The 14,408-nt window shown below is 61.3% G+C and carries 13 protein-coding genes; 1 reads left to right on the forward strand and 12 read right to left on the reverse strand.

Annotated elements, in window-relative coordinates; genetic code table 11:
* Positions 1-4 precede the first annotated feature (4 nt).
* The 9 genes from BKX96_RS15330 to BKX96_RS15370 form a co-directional block, all read right to left on the reverse strand.
* The gene (locus tag BKX96_RS15330; protein ID WP_046818172.1) at positions 5-823 is read right to left on the reverse strand and encodes a phosphoglycolate phosphatase; all 819 of its coding nucleotides are present in this window, start codon (positions 821-823) and stop codon (positions 5-7) included.
* Complete coding sequence (rpe, locus tag BKX96_RS15335) at positions 820-1,494, reverse strand: ribulose-phosphate 3-epimerase (RefSeq protein WP_046818173.1); 675 nt, start codon at positions 1,492-1,494, stop codon at positions 820-822. Before rpe ends, BKX96_RS15330 begins: the two co-directional genes overlap by 4 nt.
* A gap of 80 nt (positions 1,495-1,574) precedes the next feature.
* A complete protein-coding gene (locus BKX96_RS15340) occupies positions 1,575-2,723 on the reverse strand; it encodes an iron-containing alcohol dehydrogenase (protein ID WP_077184550.1) in 1,149 nt (382 codons plus the stop codon).
* Positions 2,724-2,936: 213 nt separating this feature from the next.
* The gene (locus BKX96_RS15345) at positions 2,937-3,761 is read right to left on the reverse strand and encodes an ABC transporter permease (protein ID WP_008061581.1); all 825 of its coding nucleotides are present in this window, start codon (positions 3,759-3,761) and stop codon (positions 2,937-2,939) included.
* Positions 3,762-3,773: 12 nt separating this feature from the next.
* Positions 3,774-5,021 carry an ABC transporter permease gene (locus tag BKX96_RS15350; protein WP_046818175.1) on the reverse strand — a complete coding sequence of 416 codons (1,248 nt, stop codon included), beginning with the start codon at positions 5,019-5,021 and terminating at the stop codon, positions 3,774-3,776.
* Between the two features lie 187 nt (positions 5,022-5,208).
* A complete protein-coding gene (locus BKX96_RS15355) occupies positions 5,209-6,252 on the reverse strand; it encodes a polyamine ABC transporter substrate-binding protein (protein WP_077184552.1) in 1,044 nt (347 codons plus the stop codon).
* A 48-nt stretch (positions 6,253-6,300) separates the two neighbouring features.
* Complete coding sequence (locus BKX96_RS15360) at positions 6,301-7,425, reverse strand: ABC transporter ATP-binding protein (protein ID WP_046818177.1); 1,125 nt, start codon at positions 7,423-7,425, stop codon at positions 6,301-6,303.
* A 331-nt stretch (positions 7,426-7,756) separates the two neighbouring features.
* The gene (locus tag BKX96_RS15365) at positions 7,757-8,386 is read right to left on the reverse strand and encodes a response regulator (protein ID WP_020798801.1); all 630 of its coding nucleotides are present in this window, start codon (positions 8,384-8,386) and stop codon (positions 7,757-7,759) included.
* Positions 8,387-10,786, reverse strand: coding sequence for a PAS domain-containing sensor histidine kinase (locus BKX96_RS15370; protein WP_046818178.1), 2,400 nt, complete (start codon positions 10,784-10,786; stop codon positions 8,387-8,389). It lies immediately after the preceding gene.
* A gap of 73 nt (positions 10,787-10,859) precedes the next feature.
* On the opposite strand from BKX96_RS15370, the gene BKX96_RS15375 reads away from it, so the two are divergent.
* Complete coding sequence (locus tag BKX96_RS15375; RefSeq protein ID WP_077184554.1) at positions 10,860-11,855, forward strand: alpha/beta hydrolase family protein; 996 nt, start codon at positions 10,860-10,862, stop codon at positions 11,853-11,855.
* A 30-nt stretch (positions 11,856-11,885) separates the two neighbouring features.
* Here BKX96_RS15375 and BKX96_RS15380 read toward each other — a convergent pair whose 3' ends face one another.
* The 3 genes from BKX96_RS15380 to BKX96_RS15390 are packed head-to-tail and all read right to left on the reverse strand — an operon-like array spanning position 11,886 to position 14,342.
* Entirely contained in the window at positions 11,886-12,653 is a 768-nt protein-coding gene (locus BKX96_RS15380) for a DnaJ domain-containing protein (protein WP_077184556.1), read from the reverse strand.
* 1 nt (position 12,654) lies between these two features.
* Positions 12,655-13,326: an N-acetylmuramate alpha-1-phosphate uridylyltransferase MurU gene (gene murU, locus BKX96_RS15385; RefSeq protein ID WP_046818181.1), complete on the reverse strand. Its 672-nt coding sequence runs from the start codon at positions 13,324-13,326 to the stop codon at positions 12,655-12,657.
* A complete protein-coding gene (locus BKX96_RS15390; protein WP_077184558.1) occupies positions 13,323-14,342 on the reverse strand; it encodes an aminoglycoside phosphotransferase family protein in 1,020 nt (339 codons plus the stop codon). Before BKX96_RS15390 ends, murU begins: the two co-directional genes overlap by 4 nt.
* Positions 14,343-14,408: the final 66 nt, after the last annotated feature.

Below are 14,408 nucleotides of genomic sequence, written 5' to 3' on the forward strand. Positions count from 1 at the left end.
CTAGTCAGGCGCGCCAACGCCAGCGGGCCAGGGCCTTGATGACTTTCATCCAGAGTTTGCGGGTGACCACCACGATGGCGTTTCCAGAAGGGGGTTGAACAGCGTCGGCCAACGTTATCTCAGCGGCCGGGTCCAGGCAACCGCGAATTAGCTTGCGCAGATCGTCGATTACCAGCGCAGGTGACTCTTCGGCGATCGGACGCCCGTGGTTATAGCCGTAGCTCAAGGCCACGCACTTGACCCCCGCCGCTTTCGCCGCCAGCACATCGCTGCGCGAATCGCCGACGAACAAGGATTGCGAGGCCGGGATGTTGGCCATTTTCATCACGAAAAACAGCGCCGCCGGATCGGGTTTTTTTTGTGGCAGGGTGTCACCGCCGATGATCCACTTGAAATAGCGGCCGATTTTCATCTGATCCAGCAGCGGCGCGACGAAGCGCTCCGGCTTGTTGGTGATCAGCGCCATCTCGACGCCCTGCTTTTGCAGCCATTTGAGGGTATCGCGCACACCGGGGTAGACCACCGTCAAGCCATGGCTATCGGCATAGGCCTGCATGAAAATTTCCAGTGCACTGTCGGCCTCGGCGTCATCGACCGCCGAATGGTCGATACCGCCGGCCAGCGCACGGCGCACCAGCACCGGCGCGCCATTGCCCACCCATTCACGCACCGCGTCGATACCGGCCGGTGCGCGACCGAGCTTGAGCAGCATTTTGTCCACAGCCACCGCCAGGTCGGGGACCGAGTCAACCAAGGTGCCATCCAGGTCGAACATCACCAGCCTTGGCAGGCATCCCGGGAACAGCTGCTCAAAGCCACTCATGGACGAGCCAGCGCCAGTTCGGCACGCATTTTCTCAATCACTTCCTGGTAGTTCGGCGCATTGAAGATCGCCGAACCGGCCACGAAGGTGTCGGCGCCCGCTGCAGCGATTTCACGAATGTTGTTGACGTTGACGCCGCCGTCGATTTCCAGGCGAATGTCACGACCCGAAGCGTCGATCAGCGCGCGCGCCTCACGCAGCTTGTCGAGGGTGCCCGGGATGAACTTCTGCCCGCCGAAACCCGGGTTGACGCTCATCAGCAGGATCATGTCGACCTTGTCCATCACGTACTTGAGCACGTCCAGCGGCGTCGCCGGGTTGAACACCAGGCCGGACTTGCAGCCGCCTTCGCGGATCAGTTGCAAGGAGCGGTCGATGTGCTGGGTCGCTTCCGGGTGGAAGGTAATGTAGGTAGCACCGGCTTCGATGAAGTCACCGACGATGCGATCCACCGGGCTGACCATCAGGTGCGCGTCGATAGGCGCGGTTACGCCGTACTTGCGCAGCGCCGAGCAGACCATCGGGCCGATGGTCAGGTTCGGCACGTAGTGGTTGTCCATGACATCGAAGTGCACGAAGTCGGCACCGGCGGCCAGGACGTTGTCCACTTCTTCACCCAGGCGGGCAAAGTCGGCGGAAAGAATCGACGGAGCAATTACGAAGGGCTGCATGACGCACCTTTTCTGAGCAGAATCACGATGGCGCGCATTGTATACCTCATGCTTTGGCCCGCGCACCGAAAGCGCGATGATCAGTAGGCCGCCCGGTAGATTTTCTCGATATCGACAGCACTCAACCGGCGCGGATTGTTGCGCATCAGGCGCTCGATCCCCGCCGCCTCCACGGCCATCGCCGCAATGGCCTCCTCTGGAACTCCGAAACTGCGCAGCCCCTGGGGGATTTCCACGGCCGCGCACAGCTCGGCCATGGCCTCCACGGCTTTGTCGGCCGCTTCATTGACGCTCATATGAGCAGTTCTCACGCCCATGGCGTCGGCAATATCCTGCATGCGTTCAACGCAGGCCATCTTGTTCCAGGTCATGACATGGGGCAGCAGCAAGGCATTGCTGACGCCATGGGCAATGTTGAAGCGCCCACCCAGGGGATACGCCAGCGCATGCACCGCCCCCACCCCGGCATTGCCGAACGCCATGCCCGCCATCAGGCTGGCGGTGGCCATGTCCTCGCGGGCCTGCAGGTTGGACGGGTTGGCGTACGCCTTGGGCAGCGCCTTGGCAATCAGCTTGATGGCGCCGATGGCCAGGGCGTCGGTAATCGACGAGGCGTTGACCGACAGGTAGGACTCGATGGCATGCACCAGCGCATCGACACCACTGGCCGCCGTGACACCACGCGGACAGGTCAGGGTCATCTGTGGGCTGACCAGAGCCACGTCCGGCAACAGGTAATCGCTGACGATGCCTTTCTTCAACTGCGCGACCTTGTCGGAAAGGATCGCCACGTTGGTGACCTCGGAACCGGTGCCAGCCGTGGTCGGGATGGCAATCAACGGCGGGCCTTTGCGCGGCACCTGGTCAATACCGAACAGATCTTCCAGCGCGCCGTGGTAACCGGCATAGGCCGCCACGCTTTTGGCGATGTCGATGGCACTCCCGCCACCCAGGCCGATCAGACCGTCATGCCCACCGTCGCGGTAAACCCGCATGCAGTCCTCAACGATGGCGATTTCCGGGTCCGGCAGCACCCGGTCGAAGATTTCGTAGCTGCGCCCACCCAACTGTGCCAGCGCCAGCTCTACCGTGCCGGACTTGACCAGTGCAGCGTCGGTGACGATCAGCGGGTGGTCGATATCCAGGCGCGTCAGTTCGGCGGACAGTTGCTCGATGGCCTCAGCGCCGGTGATCAGTTTGTGAGCGATTTTGAAAGAGGAAAGACCCATGTGCGCAGCCTCTTACAGGTAGGGGAGCTGGGCACAATAGTAGCTGGGGATTGGGGGTGGTCTGGTATTCAGGCGGTGAATGACCGAACGTCCGAGGGAAATCCAATGTGGGAGCGGGCTTGCTCGCGAAGGCGGTGCGTCATTCGACTTATACGTCAACTGACACTGCGCTTTCGCGAGCAAGCCCGCTCCCACATTGTTACCGGTTTGACTTCAAACCTGTGCGGTACGCAGTTTCTCGCTGCGGCCACGCAGCCATTCCAGGGTCAGCAGCAGGATCACCGAGAAGGCAATCAGCAACGTCGCGGCAGCGGCGATGGTCGGGCTGAGGTTTTCGCGGATGCCACTGAACATCTGCCGCGGCAAGGTCGCTTGCTCAGGACCGGCGAGGAACAGCGTCACCACCACCTCATCGAACGAAGTGGCGAAGGCGAACAACGCACCGGAAATCACCCCGGGCGCGATCAACGGCAAGGTCACCCGGCGGAACGCCGTCAGTGGCGAAGCACCGAGGCTGGCAGCGGCACGCACCAGGTTCTGGTTAAACCCTTGCAGCGTCGCCGACACGGTAATGATCACGAATGGCACGCCCAGCACCGCATGCACCACGATCAGCGAGAAGAAGCTGTTGCCCAGGCCCAAGGGCGCAAAGAACAGATAGCTGGCCACACCGATGATCACCACCGGCACCACCATCGGCGAAATGACCAGGGCCATCACCAGCGGTTTGCCGGGAAAGTCGCCCCGGGTCAGGCCGATGGCCGCCAGCGTGCCGAACACCATGGCCAGCACGGTTGCCGCCGGGGCGACGATAATGCTGTTCTTCAGGGCGCGCATCCATTCCGCCGAGGCGAAAAAGTCGTGGTACCACTGCAGCGAGAAGCCTTGCAGCGGGTACACCAGGAAACTGCCGGAGTTGAACGACAGCGGGATGATCACCAGCACCGGCAGGATCAGGAACAACAGGATCAAGCCGCAGAGAATCCGCAAGCTGTAGAACCACACCCGCTCGATGGGTGACATATAAGGACTCAGCATTTCATTCTCCCCTTAGCTCAGGCGCAGGCGACTGGCGCCCACAAGCCAGCTGTAAATCAGATAAAGCACCACGGTCGCCAGGAGCAGCAGCCCGCCGAGCGCGGTCGCCATGCCCCAGTTGATGCTGGTGTTGGTGTAGAAGGCGACGAAGTAGCTGACCATCTGATCGTTCGGGCTGCCCAGCAACGCCGGCGTGATGTAGTAGCCGATGGCCAGGATGAACACCAACAGGCAGCCAGCGCCGACACCGGCATAGGTCTGCGGGAAATACACCCGCCAAAAACTGGCGAACGGGTGGCAGCCGAGGGATATGGCGGCGCGCATATAGGTCGGCGAGATGCCTTTCATTACGCTGTAGATCGGCAGGATCATGAACGGCAGCAGGATGTGCACCATGGAGATGTAGACACCGACCCGGTTGAATACCAGCTCGAGCGGCTTATCGATGATACCCATGGCCATCAGGCCGCTGTTGATCAGGCCACCCGATTGCAGCAACACGATCCACGCCGCGACGCGCACCAGGATTGACGTCCAGAACGGCAGTAACACCAGGATCATCAACAGGTTGCTCTGGCGCGACGGCAGGTTCGCCAGCAGGTAAGCCAGGGGATACGCCAGCGCCAGGCAGATCACGGTGATGATCAGGCCCATCCAGAAGGTGCGGGCGAAGATGTCGAGGTAGATCGCCTGGTCCGGGGTGGCCGGGGCGATTTCGCCGAGGTCGTCGATGCGGTGATCGACGGCCGCCAGCAAATAGTACGGGGTAATGTTGCTGGTGTTGCGACGCACGGCTTGCCAGTAGGCCGGATCGCCCCAGCGCTCGTCGAGACCCTCCAGCGCTTCTTTATAAGAGGCCGGCTCAGTGGCGAACGGCAAGGCGCGAGCGGTTTTGGTCAGCAGGCTGCGATAGCCGGCCAGTTCCATGTTCAAGCGTTTGGACAAGTCGCCCAGGGTCTGATTCTTGCGCGCTTCGGCGAGGTCTTCGCTGGCCGCCTTGTACACCGGTTCGGCAGGCAGGCCTCGGCCGTCCCAGCTGGCAATGGCTGCCACGGTGCGCGGCATGCCGCCGACCACTTCCGGGTTGCCCACGCTTTTGTAGAGCAGCGCCACGATTGGCACCAGGAACACCAGCAACAGGAATAGCACCAGCGGCGCGATCAACGCCTGGGCCTTCCAGCGGTTGACCCGCTCGGCATGCTTGAGCCGCTGCTTCAAGGTGGGGTCAGTGCCCGCGTTCACGGGAACGGCGATAGCCATGGCGTACTCCGGAAATCTTTGATCGTTACTGAGGTGGCATGCGCCCCCTCGAACATTTGGTCCTAATCGTTCCCACGCTCTGCGTGGTAACGCACCCAGTGACGCTCTGCGTCACAGGGACGCGGAGCGTCCTGGGCGGCATTCCCACGCTAAGCGTGGGAACGATCGATAAGCCCACGCAGTGGTCTTATTTTGCAGCCCAGGAATTGAAGCGCTGTTCCAGCTGCTCGCCGTTGTCAGCCCAGAAGCTGACGTCGATCTGCACCTGGTTGGCGATGTTTTCCGGGGTGGTCGGCATGTCTTTCAAGACATCCTTGGCCAGCAACGGTACAGCCTGGGTGTTGGCCGGGCCGTAGGCGATGTTTTCCGAGTAGGTCTTCTGCTGCTGTGGCTGCACCGAGAAGGCGATGAATTTCTTCGCCGCTTCCGCACGCTTGGCATCCAGGCCTTTTGGAATGGCCCATGCGTCGAAGTCGTAGATGCCGCCGTTCCACACCACTTTCAGGTTGCTTTCTTTTTGCACGGCAGCGATGCGACCGTTGTAGGCCGAGCTCATGACCACGTCACCGGAAGCGAGGTACTGCGGCGGTTGTGCGCCGGCTTCCCACCACTGGATGCTTGGCTTGAGTTCATCGAGTTTCTTGAACGCGCGGTCCTGACCATCCTTGCTGGCCAATACCTTGTAGACGTCTTTCGGCGCTACGCCGTCGGCCATCAGAGCGAATTCCAAGGTGTACTTCGCGCCTTTACGCAGGCCGCGCTTGCCCGGAAACTGCTTGGTGTCCCAGAAATCCACCCAACTGGTCGGTGCAGTTTTCAGCTTGTCGGCGTTGTAGGCCAATACAGTCGACCACACGAAGAAACCTACGCCACATGGCTGGATAGCGCCTTTGACGTAGTCTTCGTTCTTGCCGAACAGGGCCGGGTCGAGCTGTTCGAACATGTCTTCGTCGCAACCGCGGGACAGTTCCGGCGACTCGACTTCCACCAGGTCCCAGGAGACGCTCTTGGTGTCGACCATGGCCTTGACCTTGGCCATTTCACCGTTGTACTCGCCCGCCACGATCTTGCCGTTGCCTGCCGCTTCCCACGGTGCGTAGAAGGCTTTGACCTGCGCAGCCTTGTTCGCCCCGCCAAAGGACACCACGGTCAGGTCCGGGCCAGCCGCCATTGCGCTGGCTGCCCCCATCATGCCCAGTGCCAAAGCGGTGAATTTCAGGGATCTCAACATTTATTGTTCTCTCCACGTGCAGGGTTGGTGTTGGTATTGCCGGGGCGATTAATGCGCCTCTAGAAGTGGGTCGAGCGCACGAACGTGTTCGACCTGCCAGCCAAGCGGTACCACGTCGCCGACCGCGAGCGCAGGATCCAGCTCGGCAATCGGTTGTTTCACGAAGAAGTCGGTCTTGCCACAGACTTCCAGGCGAACCCGGACGTGGTCGCCCAGATAGATGAATTCCGCCACCCTTCCCGAGAAGCGGTTGACGCAGGACTCACTGGAGCCGTTGAGGCTCACGCGTTCCGGGCGAATGGACAAGGTGACGGGTTCACCGGTCCGGCCGACATTGACGGCCAGGGCTTCCACTTTTTCACCGCGACCCAGCTCGACGATGCAACGATCGCCGGTCTGGCTGTGCAGGCGGCCATTGAGGCGGTTGTTTTCGCCGATGAAGTTGGCAACGAAGGTGTTTTTCGGTTCTTCATAAAGAGTGCGCGGCGGTGCGATCTGCTGGATTTCGCCTTGATGGAACACTGCCACACGGTCGGACATGGTCAGGGCTTCGCCCTGGTCGTGGGTCACGTAGACCACGGTCACGCCCAGGCGCTGGTGCAGGTGCTTGATTTCCATCTGCATGTGTTCGCGCAGTTGCTTATCGAGTGCGCCGAGGGGTTCGTCCATCAGCACCAGCTGGGGTTCGAATACCAGTGCGCGGGCCAGTGCCACGCGCTGCTGCTGGCCACCGGACAGTTGCGCCGGGTAACGCTGGGCGAAGGTATCGAGCTGCACCATGCTCAGGACTTTTTTGACTTTTTCGCTGACGTCGCTCTTGTTCAAGCCGCGCACGGTCAGCGGGAACGCCAGGTTCTCGGCCACCGTCATGTGCGGGAACAACGCGTAGTTCTGGAACACCATGCCGATGTCGCGCTTGTGCGGCGGCACGTTATTGATGGCACGCCCCGCTAGCAGGATTTCCCCCGCAGTCGGTGTTTCGAAACCGGCGAGCATCATCAGGCTGGTGGTCTTGCCGGAGCCGGACGGCCCGAGCAAGGTGAGGAATTCGCCTTTGCGAATGTCCAGGTTGAGGTCTTTGACGATCAGGTTCTCGCCGTCGTAGCTCTTCTGCACTCCACGAAAGCTGACCAGAACATCATTGGCCCCTGCACTTGAATCGACCTGGCTCATACCCACACCTTTGTTATTGATGACTGCTGTGGACTAAGCCTAGTGGACGCTGGGGACCGCGCAAATCGGGGGGCAAGAGAGAATCGCCTCAGCCTTCTGGAAGACTGGGGGTAGGGATTGCCCTACAAGGATGGCGCGTTTTGGCAAACGCAGCGGCAAGTTGTCAGCTGCAAGCCGCAGGAATCGTCAAAAGCGCGTGGGCGAGATGTCGTAAATGGATACGGGCATGGAATCGAACGAAAGAGCCAGCTTGCTGCGGGCGGCGCTCCGACGAAGGCGATTTCGAGGACGCCTTCGCCGGCAAGCCGGCTCCTACGAAGGGATCGGCGTCTTAGAGGAGTTTGTGTTCCATTGCGTATTTCACCAGCTCCGCCAGCGAGGTGATGTTGAGTTTCTGCATCAACCGCGCCTTGTGGGTGCTGATGGTTTTGCTGCTCAGCGCCAGTTGCTGGGCAATGTCGTTGACGTTGGCGCCCTGGGCCAGGCGTTCGAACACGGAGAACTCACGTTCCGAGAGCAATGAGTGCAACGGCCGCGAATCGGTCAGGCCGACTTCGAAGACCATCCGGTCGGCCAGGTCGGGGTCGATGTAGCGGCCTCCCGCTGCAACCCGGCGGATAGCTGTGAGCAACAGGGCTGGATCACTGTCCTTGGTGGCATAGCCCGCCGCACCGACCTTCAAGGCCCGCGCAGCCATCTGCGCCTCGTCGTGCATCGACAACACCAGGATCACTGGCGGATTGTTCAATGCACGAATCCGCGGAATCGCCTCGAGGCCGTTGACACCCGGCATGGAGATATCCAGCAATACCACTTCGCAGGGCACATGCCGCAGAGTCTCCAGCAACTGTTCGCCATTGCTCGCCTCCCCCACCACCAGCAAGTCCTTGGCCAGGCCAATCAATTGCTTGATGCCTTCGCGAACGATGGTGTGGTCTTCGGCTACCAGTACACGGATCACTTACGTCTCCTCATCCAAGGGTACTCGCACGGTCAGGGTCGTGCCCTCACCCGGCTCACTCTCAAGGGACAGTTGCCCGCCCATGATCAACACCCGCTCGCGCATGCCGACCACCCCAAAGGATGTTGGCCTGCCGCTCGAGGCGACAAATCCTACGCCATCATCGCTGACGGTCAGACACAGATCGTCGCCCTCAAGAGCCAGCGTCAGTTCGACAGTATGCGCCTGGGCGTGACGCATGACATTGGTCAGCGCTTCCTGCAGGATGCGAAACAAGCCGATGGCCTTGGCATCACTGAGCACCGGCAAATTTTCCGGCACCTGAACCAGACACGGAATCTGCGTGCGCGCCTCGAAGCGGCGCGCTTGCCATTCGATGGCCGAGGCAATCCCGGCATCGAGGATCGGTGGCCGCAAAGCCGTCGCCACATCGCGTACCAGCTGGAACAGTTGGGCGATCAAACGCTTCATGCTGTTCAAGCGTTCGTTCAGCCCTGGGTCGAGTTGCGCATAAGCCAGCTCGCACATGGAGGTTTCCAGCTTGAGCACGGTCAACATCTGCCCCAGTTCATCGTGTACTTCCCGGGCAATGCGGGCCTTCTCCTCTTCCCGAACGCTCTCCAGGTGCGCAGACAATTCGCGCAAATGCTCTCGCGAACTGGCCAGTTCCAGTTCGATGCGCTTGCTTTCGCTGATGTCCCAGACAATGCCATCCCAGACGTAGGCACCGTCCTCGAGTTGCCGGGTGATCGCCTTGATCTCAGCCCAGCGCTGCTCGCCCTGGCGTGTCAGGATTCGTCCCTGCCAGGACCAGTCGCTGTCGGTGTCCAATGCATGGTCCTGGGTCTGGTGATAGCTCGCCTTGTCGTCCGGATGCACCAGACTGCGCAGGCCTTTGTCACGATGGGCCAGGGTCGCCGGCGAGTAGCCCACCAGGCTCTCGCTGCCTTCACTGATGTAGGCAAAGTCGATCTGACCTGTCACCGGCGCCCGTTCCAGGCGAAAGACCAGGCCAGGCACATTCGCCGCGATCCCTTGCAAGCGCGCTTCACTTTCCTGCAACGCCGCCAGGGCGCGGCGACGTTCGGTGACATCGGTGAGATAGACCACCAGGTACTCGCCATCGCGAAAGCGCAGAAAGCTCAAGGAGACATCGGTCGGTAGCACGCTGCCATCGGCCCGCAGGCAATTGGTTTCGAAACTTTGTGGCGCATCGTCGCTGGCCCTGGCGCGCTTCCACAGGTTCAACCAGCGATCCATGTGCAAGCCTGGCTCGAACTCGATCAATGGCCGGTCGATGATCCCACCCGGCGGATAGCCCAGCATGGTTTCGGCCGCACGGTTGGCATAACGAACATGACTGTCCCAGTTCACCCACAGGATGCCAACGGTGCTCTGGTCGATGGAAAACTGCGTGAGCCGCAGAGCCTCTTCGCTGGCGGCGCGCAAGGCAATGTCTGCCTGCGCCGCTACCAGGCGCTGCTCCAGGCTATGCTGCTGGCGCCGTTGCCAGAACACGATGGCCATTGCGCTGAGCGCCACCACCAACAACAGCAGGCAGAGGTTTTGCCAGAACCCCCGGGATTCGGTGAGCCGTGGATACTTGGGTTGCAGCCACTGGTTGTGCAGCGCCTCCAGGTCCTTGGCCGGGATCGCCCGCAGCGCGCTTTCGACGATACCGGCCAACTCCGGCAGGTCGCGCCGCGTCGCCACCCGCAGCAGCTGGGGCAAGCCGATATCACCGACCACCACCAACCCGGCGAACTCCGGTTCGACGGACAACCGCCCCAATTGCGCCTCGTCGACCACCGCGTAGGCGGCTTGTTGACTCAGCAGCAGCTGCAATGCCTGGCGTTCGACCGGTACACCCTGCAGGTTCAAATGCGGATAGTTGGCGCGCAGGTAGTCGGCGGTGGTACTGGGCATGCGTACGGCGACGCGGGTCTGGCTGTCGAGCTTTTCCAGTTCCACTGCACCGGTGCTTTTCTGGTCGCTGACCACCAGCTGCGGCACCCGCATGTACGGATCTGAAAACTGCCAGAGACGCAGACCGCCAGGGGTCTGCGTCAGCCCCGGGGCGATGTCGATTTCGCCTGCGCGAGCGGCCGCTTCCAGTTGCTCCAGGTCGGGAAAGTTGCGCCAGCTCAGTTCGACCTTGAGCGACTTGGCCAGCCACTTCATCAGCTCGACATTGACCCCGGACAGGCGCTGCAAGCGGCGGTCGTACTGGGCGTAGGGCGCTTGCAACACCAGTCCCACCCGCAAATCGCCCTGCTGCGCCAGCCATTGTTGCTGGCCTGCCGACAATGGCGCGACATGCGCCGGTGGCGCGACCGTCGCCCAGCCCGTCAAGGGCAGCCACAAACAGCCGATAACCCACAGGCAGCGTAAAAGCATCATCGAACTCTCACACACTGACAAACCCTGACCAACCCATTAGGCTGCCGGAATAACTTCTGGCCTGGAATATCCGATGCTCCCTGTCTACCGCCTGGCACTGCCAGCATTGTGCCTGTCGCTGATCCTGCCATGTGCATTTTCCGTTGAGGCCGCCGACCCGGCAGCTGCCGCGGCGGTAAAACCCGCCGAAGAAAAACCGCTCGAACGTCAGCCGTTGCCTGAGCGTAGTCAGGAAGACGCTACTGCACTCGAGCGAAAAATTCCGCTTCAGGAACAGCAGCAACTGCAAGCGGGCAGCGCTACGTTCCTGGCCCTTTGGAAGCCGGCCAACTCCGCTGATCCCAAAGGCGCTGTGATTATCATCCCGGGCGCCGGTGAAACTGTTGACTGGCCGCAAGCAATCGGTCCGCTGCGCCGTCAATTGCCGGATGCCCAATGGAGCAGCCTGAGTATCACCTTGCCTGATTTGCAAAGCGATGCCATTGCGCCACGCGTGGTTGAACCCGCTCCAACCCCCAAGGCGCCGGATGTCGGCAGCAAAGACTCGACCACCGCGCCCCCCATCGAACAGGCGGCGGGCGGCGAAGCCGAGGTGGCAGACAAAGCCGTCATCGACTCCGCCGACGAGCAGGCCAAGGCTGATGCCGAGCGAATCTTCGCCCGAATCGACGCGGCCATCGCTTTTGCCGAACAGCAAAGCGCCCGCAGTATCGTCGTGCTGGGGCATGGCACGGGTGCTTATTGGGCCGCGCGTTATCTGAGCGAGAAGCAGACAGCGCAAGTCGAGCGCTTCGTCATGGTCGCCGCGCAGACGCCGAGCAACGTGACACCGGAACTGGACGAACTCACGCCAACCCTCAAACTGCCTACCGCCGACCTTTTCTATATGGACAAACCGCTGGATCGCAACGCGGCGCTGGCCCGCTTGCAAGCCAGCAAACGCTTGAAGACCTCGGCCTTCAGCCAGGTCTCGCTCAAGGCTTTGCCCGGCAACAACAAGGCGCAACAGGAACAACTGGTGCGCCGGGTCCGCGGCTGGTTGAATCCACAAAACGCGGCGGCTGATTGACCGGGTCGCCGTCGACAAAACTCGCTGCGGCTAGCGAAAATCCCGCCGTTGACGAATCAATGTATAGGCGTTGTGCAGCTCGCGCGTCTTGTCGGTGGCCTCGCGAACCTGTGACGCCGTCGCACCACTGCCGGCAATCTTGTCCGGGTGATGGCGACTGAGCAGGCGTCGATAGGCACGCTTGATCTGGGCGGGCTCGCTGGTGGCAGACACCCCCAACAGCCGCAAGGCGTCCTGATAGGTTGTAACACTGCTGACCAACGGTCGATGCTGCGGCTCATATTCGGCCGCCAACCCCTTGACCTGTGGCGCGCTCCACCCCAGCCAGCTGCCCCACTGGAGGACCAGTTCACGCTCACGGCTGCCCGCATGACCATCGGCCCAAACCATCCTCCAGCAAGCGCGCAAGACCCCTTCTGCGGCAAAGGGTTGAGACCTCAGCCGGCGCAAATGGCCACGTAACCGGTCATTGCCCGCCTTGCCCCGATTGAACGCGGCAATAGCCCGGCGCTGTGCCGATTCGGACATTTCCAGGGAACACATCTCCGCGCGGGCCTGCTGGATATGCCCCTCCACGACCCTTCCGTCACACTTGGCCAGGCGCCCCAACAACACAAACAACAACTCGTCGTTGCGCAGGACCGGTCGCCCCCCGAGTTTTTCACGCAGATGCGCCCAACTCTGCAGGTGCAGGTGCCTGTCCAGCACCTGCCCCAGCAAGGCCCCGAGCATGGCCCCCGGAATGCTGGCGATGGCAAAGCCTGCTCCGGCTCCGATCAGCGTCGCTGGCCACAGCATCTCAGCGGCTCGCTTCGATCAGTGTTTCAGCTTCGGCAAGACGCTCGTGGGTACCGACATCGACCCAAAGCCCCTTCAGGCGCTCGCCAGTTACTTGCCCGTCAGCCATGGCCTTGCGCAGCAGCGGCGCAAGCTTGAAGGCCCCTGCCGAGCAGCCATCGAACAACTGAGGATGTAACACGGCGATACCGCTGTAGGTCAAGGTGGCGGTGTCCGGCTGACCGTCCCGGACCTGGTCGCCGGTCAGGTTGAAATCACCGGCAAGGTGGTGGGGTGGGTTGTCGGCCAGCACCAGGTGTGCCAGCCCGGCGATAGGTTGATGCAACACGCTGAAATCGTAGTCGGTCCAGATATCCCCATTGACGACCAGGAAAGCCTCGTCACCCAACAACGGCAACGCGCGGAAGATTCCGCCCCCGGTTTCCAAGGGTTCGCCTTCGGCCGAGTAGCGAATGCTGACACCGTAGCGCGAACCATCGCCCAAGTAGTCTTCGATCTGCTGACCGAGCCAGGCGTGATTGATCACGATCTCGGTAAACCCGGCAGCGGCCAGCGCTCGCAGGTGATACTCGATCAGCGGCACGCCACCGGCACGAACCAGCGGCTTGGGCGTGGTCAAGGTCAAGGGACGCATGCGCTCACCCTTGCCTGCCGCCAGAATCATCGCCTTCATGCCGTCACTCCAGCACGCAGGCTGGCCAGCAATACATCCAGCTCAGCCAGTTCAGGACGACGCGCAATCACTGCATCTATATACGCAAAGAAGCGTGGCACATCAGCCAGGTAGCGCGGCTTGCCGTCACGGTGGCAAATGCGCGCGAAGATACCGATCACTTTCAGGTGACGCTGCACACCCATCAGGTCGCTGGCGCGCAGGAAGTCTTCGAAGTCGGGCTGCACCGGGATATCCAGCGCCGCTGCCTGCTCCCAGTAACTTTCCAGCCAGCCGCGCACGCGCTCTTCAGGCCAGCTGAGGAAGGCATCCTTGAACAGGCAGGTCACATCGTAGGTGACAGGACCATAGACAGCGTCCTGAAAATCCAGCACGCCGGGATTGGGCTCACTGAGCATCAGGTTGCGCGGCATGTAGTCGCGGTGCACCAGGACTTTCGGCTGGGCCAGGGCACTGTCGATCAACAGATCGCTGACCTGCTGCCAGAGTACTTGCTGCGCCGCATCGAACTCGATGCCCAACTCATGCTTGACGTACCACTCCGGGAACAATTGCAGCTCGCGACGCAACAACGCCACGTCGTAACTCGGCAGTGGTGCAACCATCGGCAATTGCTGGAACGCCAGTAGCGCTTGCAGGGCATCCTTGAACAGATCGTCGGCGTTCGCGCTGTCGATCACGTCCAGGTACGTCTTGTTGCCCAGGTCATTGAGCAAAAGAAATCCGCGATCAAGGTCCTCGGCGTAGATTTTCGGCACATTTATTCCGGATTTCGCCAGCAGAAAAGCGATATCCACGAACGGCTTGCAGTTTTCCTGGGGCGGTGGCGCGTCCATCACGATCAAGCTTCTACCGGCACCTTCCCAACGGAAATAGCGCCGAAAACTCGCATCGCTGCTGGCCGCAGTCAACGTGGCCGGGGGGACGGCACCCCATCCCTGTTGCGCAAAAAGGATTGCCAATTGCTCATCGAGCCAAACTTTAAGGTGTTGCAAACGTAGATCTTGGTCAGGCATTGCAAGGGTCTCCGACGGCGCTAGCCGTCAAGCGGGTCATGCTTTATTATCCAGCATCTTTTTCAG

Source organism: Pseudomonas putida (assembly GCF_001976065.1).
Taxonomy (GTDB): Bacteria; Pseudomonadota; Gammaproteobacteria; order Pseudomonadales; family Pseudomonadaceae; genus Aquipseudomonas; species Aquipseudomonas serbica.